Below are 13483 nucleotides of genomic sequence, written 5' to 3'. Positions count from 1 at the left end.
GTTGTTTTTAAACAAAATGTTTATTTTATATCCTTTATCAAACGTTATTTCAATTGAACCGGAGTGAACCTGTTGAAAATACTGATGCAATTATCCGAAATGCAAAACTTTACACCAAACGAAAAAAGCATTGCATCCTATATTTTGCTTCATAAGGAAAGTATCCTGCACTTAAATATTCAGGAGCTTGCAAAGGCAACATATACTTCGCATTCCGCGATTAATCGATTAACACATAAACTTGGGCTATCTGGTTTCAAGGAGTTCATAATCAAACTTGCTCGGGAATTTCAGCAGAATACCCAGAACATTTCCAATGTAGACCCCAACTATCCTTTCGGTTTTGATGAATCCCCACTTCAAGTAGCGAAAGAAATTGCAGAATTAATGAAAGAAACGATTGAAAAAAACTTTACATTCATGGATGATGATTTATTGTCGCAAACAGCCCTACTGCTGGATCAAGCGAAAAGAATCTTTATATATGCGTTAGGTGATTCACAAATCCGTGCGAAAAGTTTCCAAAATAAATTGGTAAAAATAAACAAGTATGTGTTTATAGCCACGGAGCTGTCTGAGTGGGCTTACCATACGGCTAATCTTACGACACAGGATTGCGCTGTTTTTTTAACTTACCACGGAAAGTCGCCGATTTTTTTAAAAGCAGCACGGCATTTCGCACATGAAAATATCCCTTTTATCACAATTACAGCAACCAATCAAAGCGAATTGGCCAAACTCAGTAATATCTGTATCCAGGTCCCTAATGACGAAGTAAAACATGCCAAGATTGGTACATTTTCATCGCAGATTGCCTTTGACTATGTATTAAATGTGATCTATTCCTGTATCTATAAAATCGACTACTTGAAAAACATGCAAACCACAACACAATCGTTAAAAAATTCGCATCTCAATGACATGATGAATGACGTATAGAATGAATATAGCACTAAAACAAAAAGTCGCCAGTATGGCGACTTCATAAGCATATATATTGTTGTCTCCGGTCAAGGATCAACTTTCATCTATTGCTTTTCGAATATCATAATCATTGATATCGATATCTAAATCCATTCCAAGTGCCAACTTTGCCAGCTGATTTCCAATAAAGGGGCCCATGGTCAACCCGGATGCTCCAAGCCCATTTGCCGCTATAAGACCATCCCAGCCTGGAACAGCTCCGATCACCGGTAGAAAACCGGGTGTAAAAGGACGGAAACCAACTCTTACCTCCTGAAAAGTGCTGTTTGCTAAATCAGGGGCCAACTCTAAACCTTTGTTCAGAATTTCCTGCATCCCACCTGCTGTTACCCTCGTATCGTAACCCTCGATTTCATTTTCGTGAGTCGCCCCTATTACGATCTTCTGTTTATCGAAAGCCAGCAGGTATTGATCAGAAGGCGGTATGATTACAGGCCAGGTGCCTGTGTCTTGCCTATTAGGAACCTGCAAATGCATAATTTGTGCTTTTTGATAACTAACCTTAAAATGAATGCCCAAAGGCAACAGTAATTGATTTGCCCATGCACCTGCACAAACAATGACCTTGTCGGACGAGAAACTTTTTGCACCGACCGCTACTCCAGTTACTTGGTCGGACTCATATTGAAGTGCAGCATCCCCATGTATAAGGGTCGCTCCATGTCTCTGTGCTGATTGGACCAACGCATCCCGCAGCGCACGACCATCTATACGGGCGGCACCGCTAATATGAACAGAATGATAACCTTCTACTAACAAAGGAAACCGTTCATGGGTTTCTTTTTCATTTAGCCGGGTAATTTCACCGATTTCCGGTGCATCCGCTTGTCGTAAGTGTGCCCGCTCCTCCATTTTTTTGATTTTCTCCAAATCATCATGAATACTGAGAGCACCCACTTGAGCATAGCCTGTTTCTGTTTCTCCCTCGCTTTTGAGTTCTTCAATCAACCCAGGATAAAAGCGTGCGCCTGCCTTTGCCAGCTGGTACCAAGCCTGATTACGTCGCTGTGATAGCCAGGGACAGATAATGCCAGCTGCGGCATCAGTAGCCTGTCCTTTATCTTTGCGGTCTACAATAATGACATTAGCACCCATTTTTGCTAACTGGTATGCTGTCGATGCCCCCAGAATTCCTGATCCAATTACGATGACCTTCTTCATGATTACATCCCTTTCCTAAATCACTGTATCCATTATAGCGAATACTGCATGAATGCATAGAGTTTGAAATTCGAGATTAGGATGATTATCTATGAATGTATGTCTCTAAGTTCTTTTCGTAAATATTGCCCCGTGTAGCTCAGCTTAAAGTCGGCCACTTGTTCCGGGGTCCCGGTACATACGACATTCCCTCCGTTGCTACCACCTTCGGGTCCCAGATCAATAATATAGTCTGCATTCTTGATCACATCCAGATTATGCTCGATAACAACAATGGTATTCCCCTCCTCGGTCAGCACATGAAGTATATTGATCAATTGCTGCACATCCGCAACGTGAAGTCCTGTAGTGGGTTCATCCATAACATATAGCGTTGAACCCGTAGCGGGCTTCAGCAGTTCTGATGCAAGTTTCACTCGTTGCGCTTCTCCGCCTGATAGCGTTGTAGAAGACTGACCCAGCTTCACATAACCCAACCCCACTTTACAGAGCGCCTCGATTTTCTTCCGTATTTTTGGAACATACTCAAAAAATACAACAGCTTCGTCCGCAGTCATCTCCAAGATATCTGCAATGCTTTTCCCTTTATAGTGAACTTCCAGAGTTTCGCGATTGTATCGCTTCCCTTTACAGACGTCACAAGGCACATACACATCGGGCAGGAAATGCATTTCGATTCTCATCAATCCATCACCCGTACAGGCTTCACAGCGTCCGCCCTTAATATTAAACGAAAAGCGACCCGGGCCATAAGCACGCACCTTGGCTTCGTTTGTCATGGCAAATAGGGAGCGAATATTATCAAAAAGACCGGTGTATGTGGCCGGGTTGGAACGAGGAGTCCGTCCGATCGGGCTTTGATCCATATTAATAATCTTATCCAAATGCTCTATGCCATCAATTTGTAAATGTTTTCCTGAGCGAGTATGAGCTCGATTTAGCGTCGCCGCCAGCTTTTTATAAAGTATCTCGTTAACAAGGCTGGACTTACCTGATCCGGAAACGCCCGTAACACACGTGATCGTTCCTAATGGGATGGATACATTGATGTCTTTCAGATTGTTTTCCGCTGCTCCCACAATAGTCAGATGATGTCCATTGCCTGGTCGACGGTTCTCAGGCACGGGAATCCATCTTTGATGCGACAAATATTGGCCTGTTATCGAACGTTTTTCAGCGGTAATTTGGTCAAGTTCTCCCTGAGCAACCACTTCTCCTCCATGTTTACCCGCACCCGGACCAATGTCCACAATCCAGTCTGCTTGGCGGATCGTCTCTTCGTCATGCTCCACCACAATGACGGTGTTGCCCAAATCACGCATTTCCTTCAAAGCGGAAATAAGCCGTTCATTGTCTCGCTGGTGCAAACCGATCGAGGGCTCGTCGAGAATGTACAGCACTCCTGTTAAGCGCGATCCTATCTGGGTGGCCAAACGAATGCGCTGACTCTCCCCGCCTGAAAGTGTTCCGGCAGTTCGGTATAACGTCAAATATTCCAGCCCGACATTTTTCAAAAATACAAGTCGGTCAACAATCTCCGTCGTAATCGGGGCGGCAATCATAGCCTTAGCCGGGGACAGATGCATATTTTCGATAAAATGAATGGCCTCGGTAACAGACAGCTTGCAGAAATCTGAGATGTTCATATCACAGACGGTTACAACAAGAAGCATCGGTGCCAGCCGATCACCGTGACAGTCGTGGCAAGGCAAGGCGGACATATAGCTTTCAAGTTCTTTCCGCATTGTATCGGACTGGGTTTCCCGGTAGCGTCGATCCAGATTGTTGACAATCCCTTCGAATGCCTGGTGCAGCAGCCTCTCCCGATGATTGCTTTCCCATCTAAGTTCAAGTTTTTCACCCTGTGTTCCATACAGGAGCATGTCCAATGCTTGCTGTGAAATCTGATCAAGAGGAGTATCCAGATCAAATCCAGCCTTTTTTCCAATCGCTTCAAAATACATTTTGCAATAGGAGTTGGTTTCGACATTTCCCCATCCGGTAGCTTTAATTGCGCCCGAGTTCAACGATTGACTGCGATCAGGTGCGACTTTGATCGGGTCAACCTCAAGATGAAACCCAAGTCCCGAGCAAGTCGGACAGGCGCCGTACTGATTATTAAAAGAGAACATGCGAGGAGACAGCTCCTGCATGGAAAATCCGCAACGGGCACAAGCAAAACTTTGGGAGAACAGCATGTCCTCACCGCTATCCATCCGGTGAACCAATACAGTATCGCCGGACAAAGTAATGGCTGTTTCAATAGAGTCTGTCAGTCTCTGAGTTTCCCCCTCTTTGACTACCAGACGGTCCACTACAATAGCGATAGTATGTTTCCTGTTTTTATCAAGTTGGATCTCTTCTGATAGGTTCTTAACGATACCGTCTACTCGCACACGTGCATAGCCATTGGTTCTCGCTTGTTCAAAAATGTGCTGGTGCTCCCCTTTTTTATCTTGTACTAAAGGTGCGAGCACCATATATTTCGTTCCTTGAGGAAGCCTATATATTTGATCTACAATTTGATCGACAGACTGGCGCGTAACTTCACTTTTACAGGATGGACAATGCGGCGTTCCAACCCTTGCCCACAATAACCTCAAAAAATCGTAAATCTCAGTTACAGTGCCCACTGTGGAACGTGGATTGTTAGATGTCGTTTTTTGTTCAATGGCAATTGCGGGTGAAAGTCCTTCGATCGAGTCGACATCTGGTTTATTGATCTGCCCGAGAAATTGTCTTGCATAGGAAGATAGTGATTCAACATAACGCATTTGTCCCTCAGCATATAGCGTATCGAATGCCAGGCTGGATTTTCCCGAGCCGCTCACCCCGGTGATCACAACGATTTGGTCACGAGGAATTTGAATATCAATATTTTTCAGATTATTTTCCCGTGCTCCATGAACGTTAATAAAATTTTGCATGTACTGCTCCTCCTACCCAAGCTGACGCTTTTCAATATCCTCTTTCAAATACCTGCCTGCATCGTCCGCTGAAAGATTCAAAACATACATTAGTTCACTTACCAGCATCTCTCGAGCCATACTCAGAATGGACCTATCATGAGAATTCATTTTCAAATTGTAGGCTTTGGAACAAATCATATCCCTGATGATGCCAAAATGATCATGAAGAAGCCCTGACTCGATCTTGGCCTGCAAAAAGCAGCGACGTTCAGAAGGGTTCAAAGGAAGTTGAGCATATTCTCCAAAAAATTGAGCTCTGGAACTCAAAAAGTAATCCACATTGGACAAAGGTCGGATACATTTTTGCAGTGCTCTATGTTGCGGAATAAACATGCGAAGTCCTTGTTTAGGAAAATACAAGTTATAGGAACTTTGTAGGTTTTCCAAGTCATCTTCTTTCTCTACAGATTCGAGAATACATACACCATACATTGGATAAAAAAGAAGTTTTTTAGACTGTTCCATGAAAACCTCCACTGTTCTTCAGTCTACCTTTGCTCCATAAGAGCGTATAAACAGAATCGCCTGCTCTCTATCCATTCGCGCGCCTTTAATATTCAAAGTTTTCAAATCAATTCCTTCAAGATTGGCACCACGTAGATCGGCTCCCTGCAAGTTCGCTCTGCTCAAAGTTACTCTCGTTAGGTCAGAGTCTCTCAGGTCAGCTTTCGTCAAATCGGTATCAGAAAAATCTGCTTCATAAAAACGAATTCCTCTCAAATCCTGTTTCCCCAGCTTGGTATGCTTTAGATTAGTGTAGGACCAGTCTCCTTGACTCAAAGTGACACCGTCCAATTGAGCACCTGCAAAGTCCGATCCTGTCATTTTACAAGAGCTGAATTTGGAAACAAAAAGGTTGGCACCATTGAAAGAACAATTTTCAAAAGCTGATTCCGTATGCACAGATCCACATAGAGCAGCACCTTTAAAGTCACATTCAATAAAACGACAATGGCTTGTCTCGATCTCATCCAATGAAGTATTCATGAATGTACACTTTTTAAAAGTGCAGCGTACGAGTTCTCCATACCGCAAATCTTGTCCATCAAAATGAACAGCTTCATAATCCTGATCTTTGTATTGATACACTGTATATCCCCGCCATTTAATTGATTTTTAATTCTTATGAGTAGACAATCATGTTGAAAGTCTATAAGTAAATCTCAACTTTTTTTAATATATCATATACCTGTCAAGTACCTGTCTAAAATGGTTAGAAAGTCAAGTCCATTTTTTTTGAAACCAATATTCAGAGGTTCAGTCTTCATTTTCGCTTAATGCAAATAGACATTGAGTTCCTCTGTCTGCTGCATCGAAATGAAAACACTCCTGACATACTGATGTCAGGAGTGTTTTAGTAAGGTTTAACCGACAGGTCGTAACTAAGACACCTGTCGGTTATTAATAAGGATCGTTTAGTATAATTGATTGCTATGTGTCTTGCTGAACGGGTGATGCTTCTTTACGAAAAACTGTAAAATAGAAAATAGCAAAGCCTATAATCCATATGCCCAAAATCAAAAAAATAGTGCTGAACATAATTTTGCTTTGTGCTCCTTGATCAAGTACGGATCCAAGAATAGACGTTCCGATAGCCCCCGCCATAAAGCTTCCCATCATATAGATACCCATACCAACTCCGGTTTGGTTGCCGCTTAACGTTCGAGAAATGGTGTTTGCCATTGTAATCTGAGCAAATGTTAATCCAGTATTCGCTAGAATTAAGATAATTGCAATCATGGCAGGAAACGTGTCCATAAAAAAAACCAATATGAGGTATGCCATCACTTGGAACAGGAATGCCAACGAGAATACAAAGCGATTGCCCTTTGCATCCGCAATTCTTCCACCCACCAACCCAAGCAATGCAGCAATCAAAGCACCAGGAAACATCACGAGTCCTGTGTTTACAGAAGATAAGTGATGTATTGAGCTTAACACCTGCGGGATCAAATACGGAACACATAAATTAAGTGTAAGAATCATACAAGCGATAATCAACCCTATCGTATACCTTGTATTTTTAAAAAGTGTCGGTTCAATAAAGGGTTCATCCGTTTTGTTAATGCGAATGATGAATAATATGAATATTAGGATAGTAGCCGTAAAATAACTCCAGCTGTGTCCAGTAATGGAGAGTAGCAGCAGCGTAATTGAAGCTGCAAGCAAAATACCTCCTGAAAAGAGGGATTGTAATAATGACTAGAAATGAAATTAAAAATAGGTAGCGCCAGCTTGCAAATCCAATAACAAATCCAGCAATAATTGGGCCTATTGCCGTCCCTAAGGCCATTCCTGCAGAGGTAATCCCCAAAGCTTGCCACGATTTTCGATAGATATATAGCAAATCGGGATCAACATGGATGATGCCGGGACAACAGACGCCCCTATGGATTGGAAGATTCTGCTCACAATAACCATCCAATAATTAGAAGAAAAAAAGCCGACAATAGATCCTAGCGCAAAACAACATAATCCAAAGGTAATCAGGAGTGGCTAGAATTCTGTGGAGCTGATCTCCAGTGAGTAATCGGTCTCCCTCTCCATTTTCCAGAACATAAGGGGCTGCGCTTCTCGGATTATGGCTCCCTTCAGGCAAGTTATACACTCCCCATTTAACAACATCTTGAAGGAATACAATGTCTGCTCTATTGGAAGCTTCAGTCATGTGATACAAGTAGCTCATGTTTCCAAGCCAGTCATAACGGATCCCATTCAGTATACGATTGATGATATAACCAGAAATTATAAAAATCCGTTGTCGGTTGATCAAATTTGCAAGCAATTTTTAATTAGCTCACGTCAATTTCAACGCAAATTTAAAAAAGCTAGCGGAATGACCTATACAAAAATGCTGCAGGATATTCGTATTCACGAGAGTTGTAGCTTACTATTAGATACCAGTTGGAGCGTTCAAACGATCGCACTTGAAGTCGGTATTCATGATATGAAGTATTTCTATCGAATTTTCAAGGAACGATGTGGATTGACCCCGCATGAATTTCGTTTTAATGCCTGTTCGAATATACAGTAATGCGAGATCTTATCTTCATATAGCAGAAAACAATAATAGCCAAGTCCAGCAGCGTGTCTCATTTTGAAAACTTATACTGCGAAATATCTTGATTCTCCATGAATAAATCTTGACCTCGTGTTAACTCCAGATATTATAATTAATGCGTTAAATGATCCCTTACGAAGGTGACGAGAGATGACAACAAATTTTAAAATGAAGGAACTTATGGATCAATTCCAAGTCAGTGAGGATACCTTACGGTATTATGAGAAAATGGGTCTTCTTCCTCCCGTGGCCCGAAAAAATAATGGACACAGGATATATAACAATTCACACAAAGAGGCACTTCTTATGATCAAGTGTTTAAAAAAAGCTGGGATGTCGCTGCAGGAGTTAAAACCTATGATCCAGCTTCAATTAGATGAGAGCAACATATCAAATATTGAATGGTACGATAGGCTTTACGATTACCAAAAAAAGACAGATCAGCAGCTGAAAGAACTTCAGGAAATTAAGGATATGATTGAATTGAAATTGCAAACCGGGCAAAAATTTGGCCATAACTTTTTGCCACTTGAAACCCAAACTTAATCTGTTTTCGATTCCTGATCGCTCTGCTTGACCTAGTGTTTACACCAGGTTGTAAGATGTGCATTAGAGTCCTTCCTAGGATTCCACATCATACAAAAGAGGAGCTTAAAAACATGAACAATACAATAGCAATAGGAAAAACAGGATTAAAAGCATTTAAACTTGGTTTTGGAGCAGGTGTGGTAGGTAATTCAATGATGTATCCAAAAGTCGATGATACTCTAAGCCGACAATTAATTAGGACTGCCCTTGAAAAAGGGATCAATTTCATTGATACCGCATTTCTGTATGGAATGGGCCACTCTGAGGAGTTAATCGGTGAAGCCATCCGGGATTATGGTGGCCGTGAACATCTTGTAATCTCTACTAAATCTTCTTCTAACCCCAATTTAATCAAGGCCATCTGGAAGTCGACAACAGTCCAGCTGCATTACATAAGGCTGTGGATGACAGCCTGATGAGATTACAGACAGACTATGTTGACATTTTCTTTCTTCATTTTCCCGATAGCCGGACCCCGCTAGCTGAAGCTGCTGACACACTTGCAGAGCTGAAGAAGTCAGGGAAAATCAAAGCCATTGGCGCTTCAAATTTAAGCTTTGAGCAGCTTCAGGCTTTTAATGTTGATAAGCACTTGGATGTTCTTCAAGCTGAATACTCACTACTGGTTCGTCATGCAGAAGCCGACGTTATTCCTTATTGTCTAGAGCACGAAATTTCACTGATTCCTTTTTTTCCCGCTCGCATCAGGTCTGTTGGCCGGTAAATATAAGAAGGATGATGTTTTTAATGACACTTCACGAATGAATAATCCTTTATTTCAAAAAGAAGCATTTCTCGCAAATTTGGAACGCGTGGATCGCTTCAAAGCATTCGCGAAAGACAAGGGTGCAGATCCTGCACAGATTGCGCTAGCTTGGCTATTAACGCGTCCAGCCGTTGATCTAATTATTCCAGGTGCAACCAAGTCTGATCAAATCGAGTCCAATCTTCAAACTCTGGGTGTTCGACTAACAAGTGGCGAGCTTAAGCAACTCGATATTCTTTTCAATCAAAATAACTTGTTTACAGAGTAACAGATTGTCATTGTTCTACATACACTTCCTAATACACAGAAAGGGTTCTAAAGTGAAAACTTTAGAACCCTTTCTACAGAAGTATTTATTTTGTAATCGTAATTTGTTTGGATGCAGTATTATAGTTCACCTGATACCCCGAAAGCTCGCTAATTACTCGTAATGGAACCAGTGTGTAGCCGTTAACAATAACCGGAGCTGTGATGTTCGTCGAATAACTTCGGGAGTTGTTTAACTCATACACGGCAAGGGTCGAATTCTTGACTTGAAGCACTACTTGTTTGCCGTCTGTAGGTCGAGTCAGAATGATCTTTTTGGTCGCCTTTTCATAATTTACCTCGTAACCTATCCGTTCACTGATAAAGCGCAGCGGGACCATCGTCGCCCCATTTATGATTCGCGGAGCCTGAGCCATCGTCGTAGCACGACCATCGACATAAGCTGATTTAGCTCCTGGTGTCAGGGTGAACGAAGTTGAATATGAGGAAACCGCATTGTTAGGGTATGAGGACGTTGTACCAGAAGTTGTTGTTGTAGAACTCGTCCCGGATGATGAACTACTGGTACCAATCGCTCTATTGCGAATAGCTTCTAACCGATCCAGCAAATCGCTTTTACGGGTTCCGCTCGGCAGATCACTGATTGCATCTCTGGCAGAACGCCAGTCCGAGGCATTCAGACTGTTTTCTGCAATTCGCATCAAATCTCTCGCTTTCTCATAATTCGATGAACTAGATGACGAAGAAGAATAGTAACCATCCGAATTCGTGCGTTCTGATATCTTTACACCGCTAGATTCTCTTCCATTACTATTGACAGTTACGACCTTAATCTCATACCAGCGTCCTTCTCGCAAATCCGTGATTTTATAGGACTCAGAGCTTGTAGTTCCCTCATAATCTCCATCAACATATATCTTCACCTTGTCGGCTTTACTCGGCATATCGTAGGTGATTTTGATCCAGGTGTCACTTTTGCTATCTACTTCAAGATTGGACACTTCTGACGAATTGGAGGACGTACTGTCCGTTGTGGCAGTCAGTCTCACACCGGAGGACAATGCACCTGTGCTTCGCTTGGACCTAATCGTGAACGAATAGGCCTGCCCTGAAGAAAGATTGTTGAATGTATAGGATGTTCCTGATGAATCGGTTACCAGTTGCCCGTCCTTATACAGACTGACTGTACTAATTCCGCTGGGTCTCGTCCAGGAAACAGTGACGCTATAGTTATTAACTGATGTCACTGAAGCTCCTGTCACTTCGGGCACGGTATCAACGCTGAGCGCTGAGGTCGTAACCGGAATACTGATTCCTCCAGAGATGTTGCCGGATTTGTCAATAGTCTTGACCAGAACTGTATAATTTGTGGAGGCAATCAATCCACTGAACGTATAGGACGTCCCTGTAGTTCGCTGCACTTCCTTACCATTTAAATAGATGATCGCTTGGCTCAGGTCAGCATCCTTAGGCAATATGTAATTTACGGTAAAAGCGTTATATCCGACATTCGTCGCTGTCAGCCCGCTTACCTCTCCTGGAGGTGTCTTATCTACAGGGACATCAATGGAAGCCGTTTTGGCCTGTACTGTCGTACCTTGTGATTCATCTCCGCTCTTATTCACCGTCTTCACTCGAAAGGTATAGGTCGTATTCGGCTGTAAACCGCTCAACATATAAGAGTTACTTCTAATATTATCTACATACACATCGTTAGTGACACCAACCACTTTTACATGGTCGAAATTAAGGTCCGACGGATTGGTCCAGGACAAATTTACTTTTGTTGTTTCTGTAGGAACCGCTGTCAGATTGCTTACCTCTGCCGGCGCGATATTCGCAGTAACCATTTGGCTCGACATTACTTTTAGCATTTGGTTGAGATAGGTGTTCTGACCATAACCTTTTGTTAACGTAGTCACTTTCGTGCCTGAAGTAACCGGCACATTACGACCTTGAGCGGTTGCTAATTTGGTATGTAACTGTGCTGTATTCAGTCCTGTCAGATTTGAGTTATGCCTCTCAGTCGGCAACGCGCTAGCCACTGCATCGGGGGCCAAAATGCCATATCCCGTATTTAAAATCAGTGTAGCCGTTGCGAACGGAGCCATCCATTGACGCAAACGTTTTTTATTCATGATCTATGCTCTCCTTGATACCAGTATGGAAATTTTATTTGTCAAAACTAATAAGTTAAGCTTATAAACCCTTCTGCTGCCATCCAGCTTTTAAAATTCACACTATAATGTACACACGTTCATTTAACTGTTATCGGAATTTGCATACAAAATGTTTAGACTTCACACTAGCATTTTTACTGATAGGGTCGCGCAAACAACATATGCTAAGCCTTCGAACTTGACCAGCTTAGTGTTTTTTCTTACTCCAAGCCATCTTTCTAAGCCCAATTGTTTGTTTCAATTTCATCACTTTTTGCTCGGCCTCTCGATAGCGTGTTAATATCAGAGTGACTTTATATTTTATATTTTTGCTTTTAATAGATTAGATCATGCAACCAGTGAATATAGATACATATTTTGACAAGATAAACGAAATTACGATTATCGTTTCCGGGCACGCTAAGCTGTGGTACGTTGGAATCAGCGAAATGAAGCATTGATGTGAGATACTTCAGTCATGTGAAAGCTCTGACATAACCTTGGGGTTCAGCTGTAAATATTCGATATATCGTAACTTTCTACCGTTTAATAACATTGCATTATAGGATATATTAAATTTTAAGCAATAGGAGAAGGAGGTGTATTATGTTCAAAAATGCCTTTAAGATGTTTGGTGTCATTGGTAATATTGAAGCGATTTCATATCTACTGCTTGTGTGTATCGCTATGCCGCTTAAATACGCAGCTGGAATGCCGCAAATGGTAAGCTGGGTGGGTATGATCCATGGGGTACTGTTCGTGGCTTATGTCATAGCTACTGTGGTCATGCTGATTCTGCGGAAAATAACGCTACTGCAAAGTCTTGCAGCCTTGATTGCATCGCTGTTGCCGTTTGGCCCCTTCATTTTTGATCGTAAGGTGCTTAAGAAAGCCGAAGCACGTGCCAGTCATACCAGCCCGATAAAAGCTACATAAGCATGTACAAGGGAAAGTGCCAACACAATAACGCGGCTTTCTCTTCCCACTCATGCAGCAGTATACAAAAACAACCGATGGCTCTAAACCACTCGGTTGTTTTTGTATACGCGAATTGTAAATTGTTACTTTCCCACAGCAGTAAGGGAGACCCTAACTTTGTCATTCTTTTCGTCCCTTTCTGCTATATTTATGTAATCACAACAACTAATCTCTCGGGTAATTTACACTCATAATATCCACAAAAGGAACTTTTTCTGTTTCTCCATTACTCTCCACATGAACCTTTCCCGTTCTCGGGTCCATTTTAACGATCTGTCCGCGGGTTGTTTCTTGGCGTCCCCATACGGTCAATACGATTTCGGATTGCTCACGTTGTGCTTCTACAAGCTGATTCCCGATTTCCTCCAGTACAAATTCATCCCGAGTAGGCCGTTTGGCTACCTTCGCTTTTGCCATTTGCTATCACCCTTCCTTTCGTGCAAAATCAAAATCAAATTCATTCCATTTTACCATACTTTTCATCATTTGGTGCTGGTAATGTGAGTAAAATTACGTCTCAGAACCTCTAAAAAGCCAAGTTCTCAAAAAC

10 protein-coding genes and 2 pseudogenes are annotated in these 13483 nt (G+C 42.1%); 5 read left to right on the top strand and 7 right to left on the bottom strand.

Annotation, left to right across the window (positions count from 1 at the left end):
* The first annotated feature begins 72 nt into the window (after positions 1–72).
* The gene (locus NSS66_RS23480) at positions 73–939 is read left to right on the top strand and encodes a MurR/RpiR family transcriptional regulator (RefSeq protein ID WP_023988835.1); all 867 of its coding nucleotides are present in this window, start codon (positions 73–75) and stop codon (positions 937–939) included.
* Positions 940–1017: 78 nt separating this feature from the next.
* Here NSS66_RS23480 and NSS66_RS23475 read toward each other — a convergent pair whose 3' ends face one another.
* From NSS66_RS23475 to NSS66_RS23455, 5 genes and pseudogenes are all read right to left on the bottom strand, one after another.
* Positions 1018–2145, bottom strand: coding sequence for an NAD(P)/FAD-dependent oxidoreductase (locus NSS66_RS23475; RefSeq protein WP_023988836.1), 1128 nt, complete (start codon positions 2143–2145; stop codon positions 1018–1020).
* Between the two features lie 89 nt (positions 2146–2234).
* Entirely contained in the window at positions 2235–5072 is a 2838-nt protein-coding gene (gene uvrA / locus NSS66_RS23470) for an excinuclease ABC subunit UvrA (RefSeq protein WP_340959896.1), read from the bottom strand.
* 12 nt (positions 5073–5084) lie between these two features.
* Entirely contained in the window at positions 5085–5579 is a 495-nt protein-coding gene (locus NSS66_RS23465; protein ID WP_338532434.1) for a hypothetical protein, read from the bottom strand.
* A gap of 18 nt (positions 5580–5597) precedes the next feature.
* Positions 5598–6203 (bottom strand): pentapeptide repeat-containing protein, encoded by a 606-nt coding sequence (locus NSS66_RS23460; protein ID WP_338532435.1) that lies wholly within the window; start codon positions 6201–6203, stop codon positions 5598–5600.
* A 342-nt stretch (positions 6204–6545) separates the two neighbouring features.
* Positions 6546–7304, bottom strand: a pseudogene (locus NSS66_RS23455) (MFS transporter); the annotation flags it as partial.
* 391 nt (positions 7305–7695) lie between these two features.
* On the opposite strand from NSS66_RS23455, the gene NSS66_RS23445 reads away from it, so the two are divergent.
* From NSS66_RS23445 to NSS66_RS23435, 3 genes and pseudogenes are all read left to right on the top strand, one after another.
* Positions 7696–8148: a helix-turn-helix domain-containing protein gene (locus NSS66_RS23445; RefSeq protein WP_081391243.1), complete on the top strand. Its 453-nt coding sequence runs from the start codon at positions 7696–7698 to the stop codon at positions 8146–8148.
* A 177-nt stretch (positions 8149–8325) separates the two neighbouring features.
* On the top strand, positions 8326–8721 hold the full coding sequence (locus NSS66_RS23440; RefSeq protein WP_338532436.1) for a MerR family transcriptional regulator: 396 nt from the start codon (positions 8326–8328) through the stop codon (positions 8719–8721).
* A 113-nt stretch (positions 8722–8834) separates the two neighbouring features.
* Positions 8835–9797, top strand: a pseudogene (locus tag NSS66_RS23435) (aldo/keto reductase).
* 85 nt (positions 9798–9882) lie between these two features.
* Here NSS66_RS23435 and NSS66_RS23430 read toward each other — a convergent pair.
* Entirely contained in the window at positions 9883–11934 is a 2052-nt protein-coding gene (locus NSS66_RS23430) for a stalk domain-containing protein (RefSeq protein ID WP_023988843.1), read from the bottom strand.
* A gap of 627 nt (positions 11935–12561) precedes the next feature.
* Here NSS66_RS23430 and NSS66_RS23425 point away from each other — a divergent pair.
* Positions 12562–12891 (top strand): DUF3817 domain-containing protein, encoded by a 330-nt coding sequence (locus tag NSS66_RS23425; protein ID WP_023988844.1) that lies wholly within the window; start codon positions 12562–12564, stop codon positions 12889–12891.
* Between the two features lie 207 nt (positions 12892–13098).
* On the opposite strand, the gene NSS66_RS23420 is transcribed toward NSS66_RS23425, so the two are convergent.
* Positions 13099–13350, bottom strand: coding sequence for a YolD-like family protein (locus NSS66_RS23420; RefSeq protein WP_340959894.1), 252 nt, complete (start codon positions 13348–13350; stop codon positions 13099–13101).
* Between the last annotated feature and the right edge of the window lie 133 nt (positions 13351–13483).

The sequence above is a fragment of the Paenibacillus sp. FSL R10-2748 genome, assembly GCF_038005565.1.
Classification (GTDB): Bacteria; Bacillota; Bacilli; order Paenibacillales; family Paenibacillaceae; genus Paenibacillus; species Paenibacillus polymyxa_B.
The sequence above is the reverse complement of the archived record's forward strand: the minus strand, read 5'-3'. Positions and strand labels throughout refer to the sequence as shown.

What these genes read in the sequence shown, in the direction of transcription:
- NSS66_RS23475 (WP_023988836.1), bottom strand. Translation starts at nt 2,145, where the DNA reads ATGAAGAAGGTCATCGTAATTGGATCAGGAATTCTGGGGGCATCGACA.
- uvrA (WP_340959896.1), bottom strand. Translation starts at nt 5,072, where the DNA reads ATGCAAAATTTTATTAACGTTCATGGAGCACGGGAAAATAATCTGAAA.
- NSS66_RS23465 (WP_338532434.1), bottom strand. Translation starts at nt 5,579, where the DNA reads ATGGAACAGTCTAAAAAACTTCTTTTTTATCCAATGTATGGTGTATGT.
- NSS66_RS23445 (WP_081391243.1), top strand. Translation starts at nt 7,696, where the DNA reads ATGGCTCCCTTCAGGCAAGTTATACACTCCCCATTTAACAACATCTTG.
- NSS66_RS23440 (WP_338532436.1), top strand. Translation starts at nt 8,326, where the DNA reads ATGACAACAAATTTTAAAATGAAGGAACTTATGGATCAATTCCAAGTC.
- NSS66_RS23430 (WP_023988843.1), bottom strand. Translation starts at nt 11,934, where the DNA reads ATGAATAAAAAACGTTTGCGTCAATGGATGGCTCCGTTCGCAACGGCT.
- NSS66_RS23425 (WP_023988844.1), top strand. Translation starts at nt 12,562, where the DNA reads ATGTTCAAAAATGCCTTTAAGATGTTTGGTGTCATTGGTAATATTGAA.
- NSS66_RS23420 (WP_340959894.1), bottom strand. Translation starts at nt 13,350, where the DNA reads ATGGCAAAAGCGAAGGTAGCCAAACGGCCTACTCGGGATGAATTTGTA.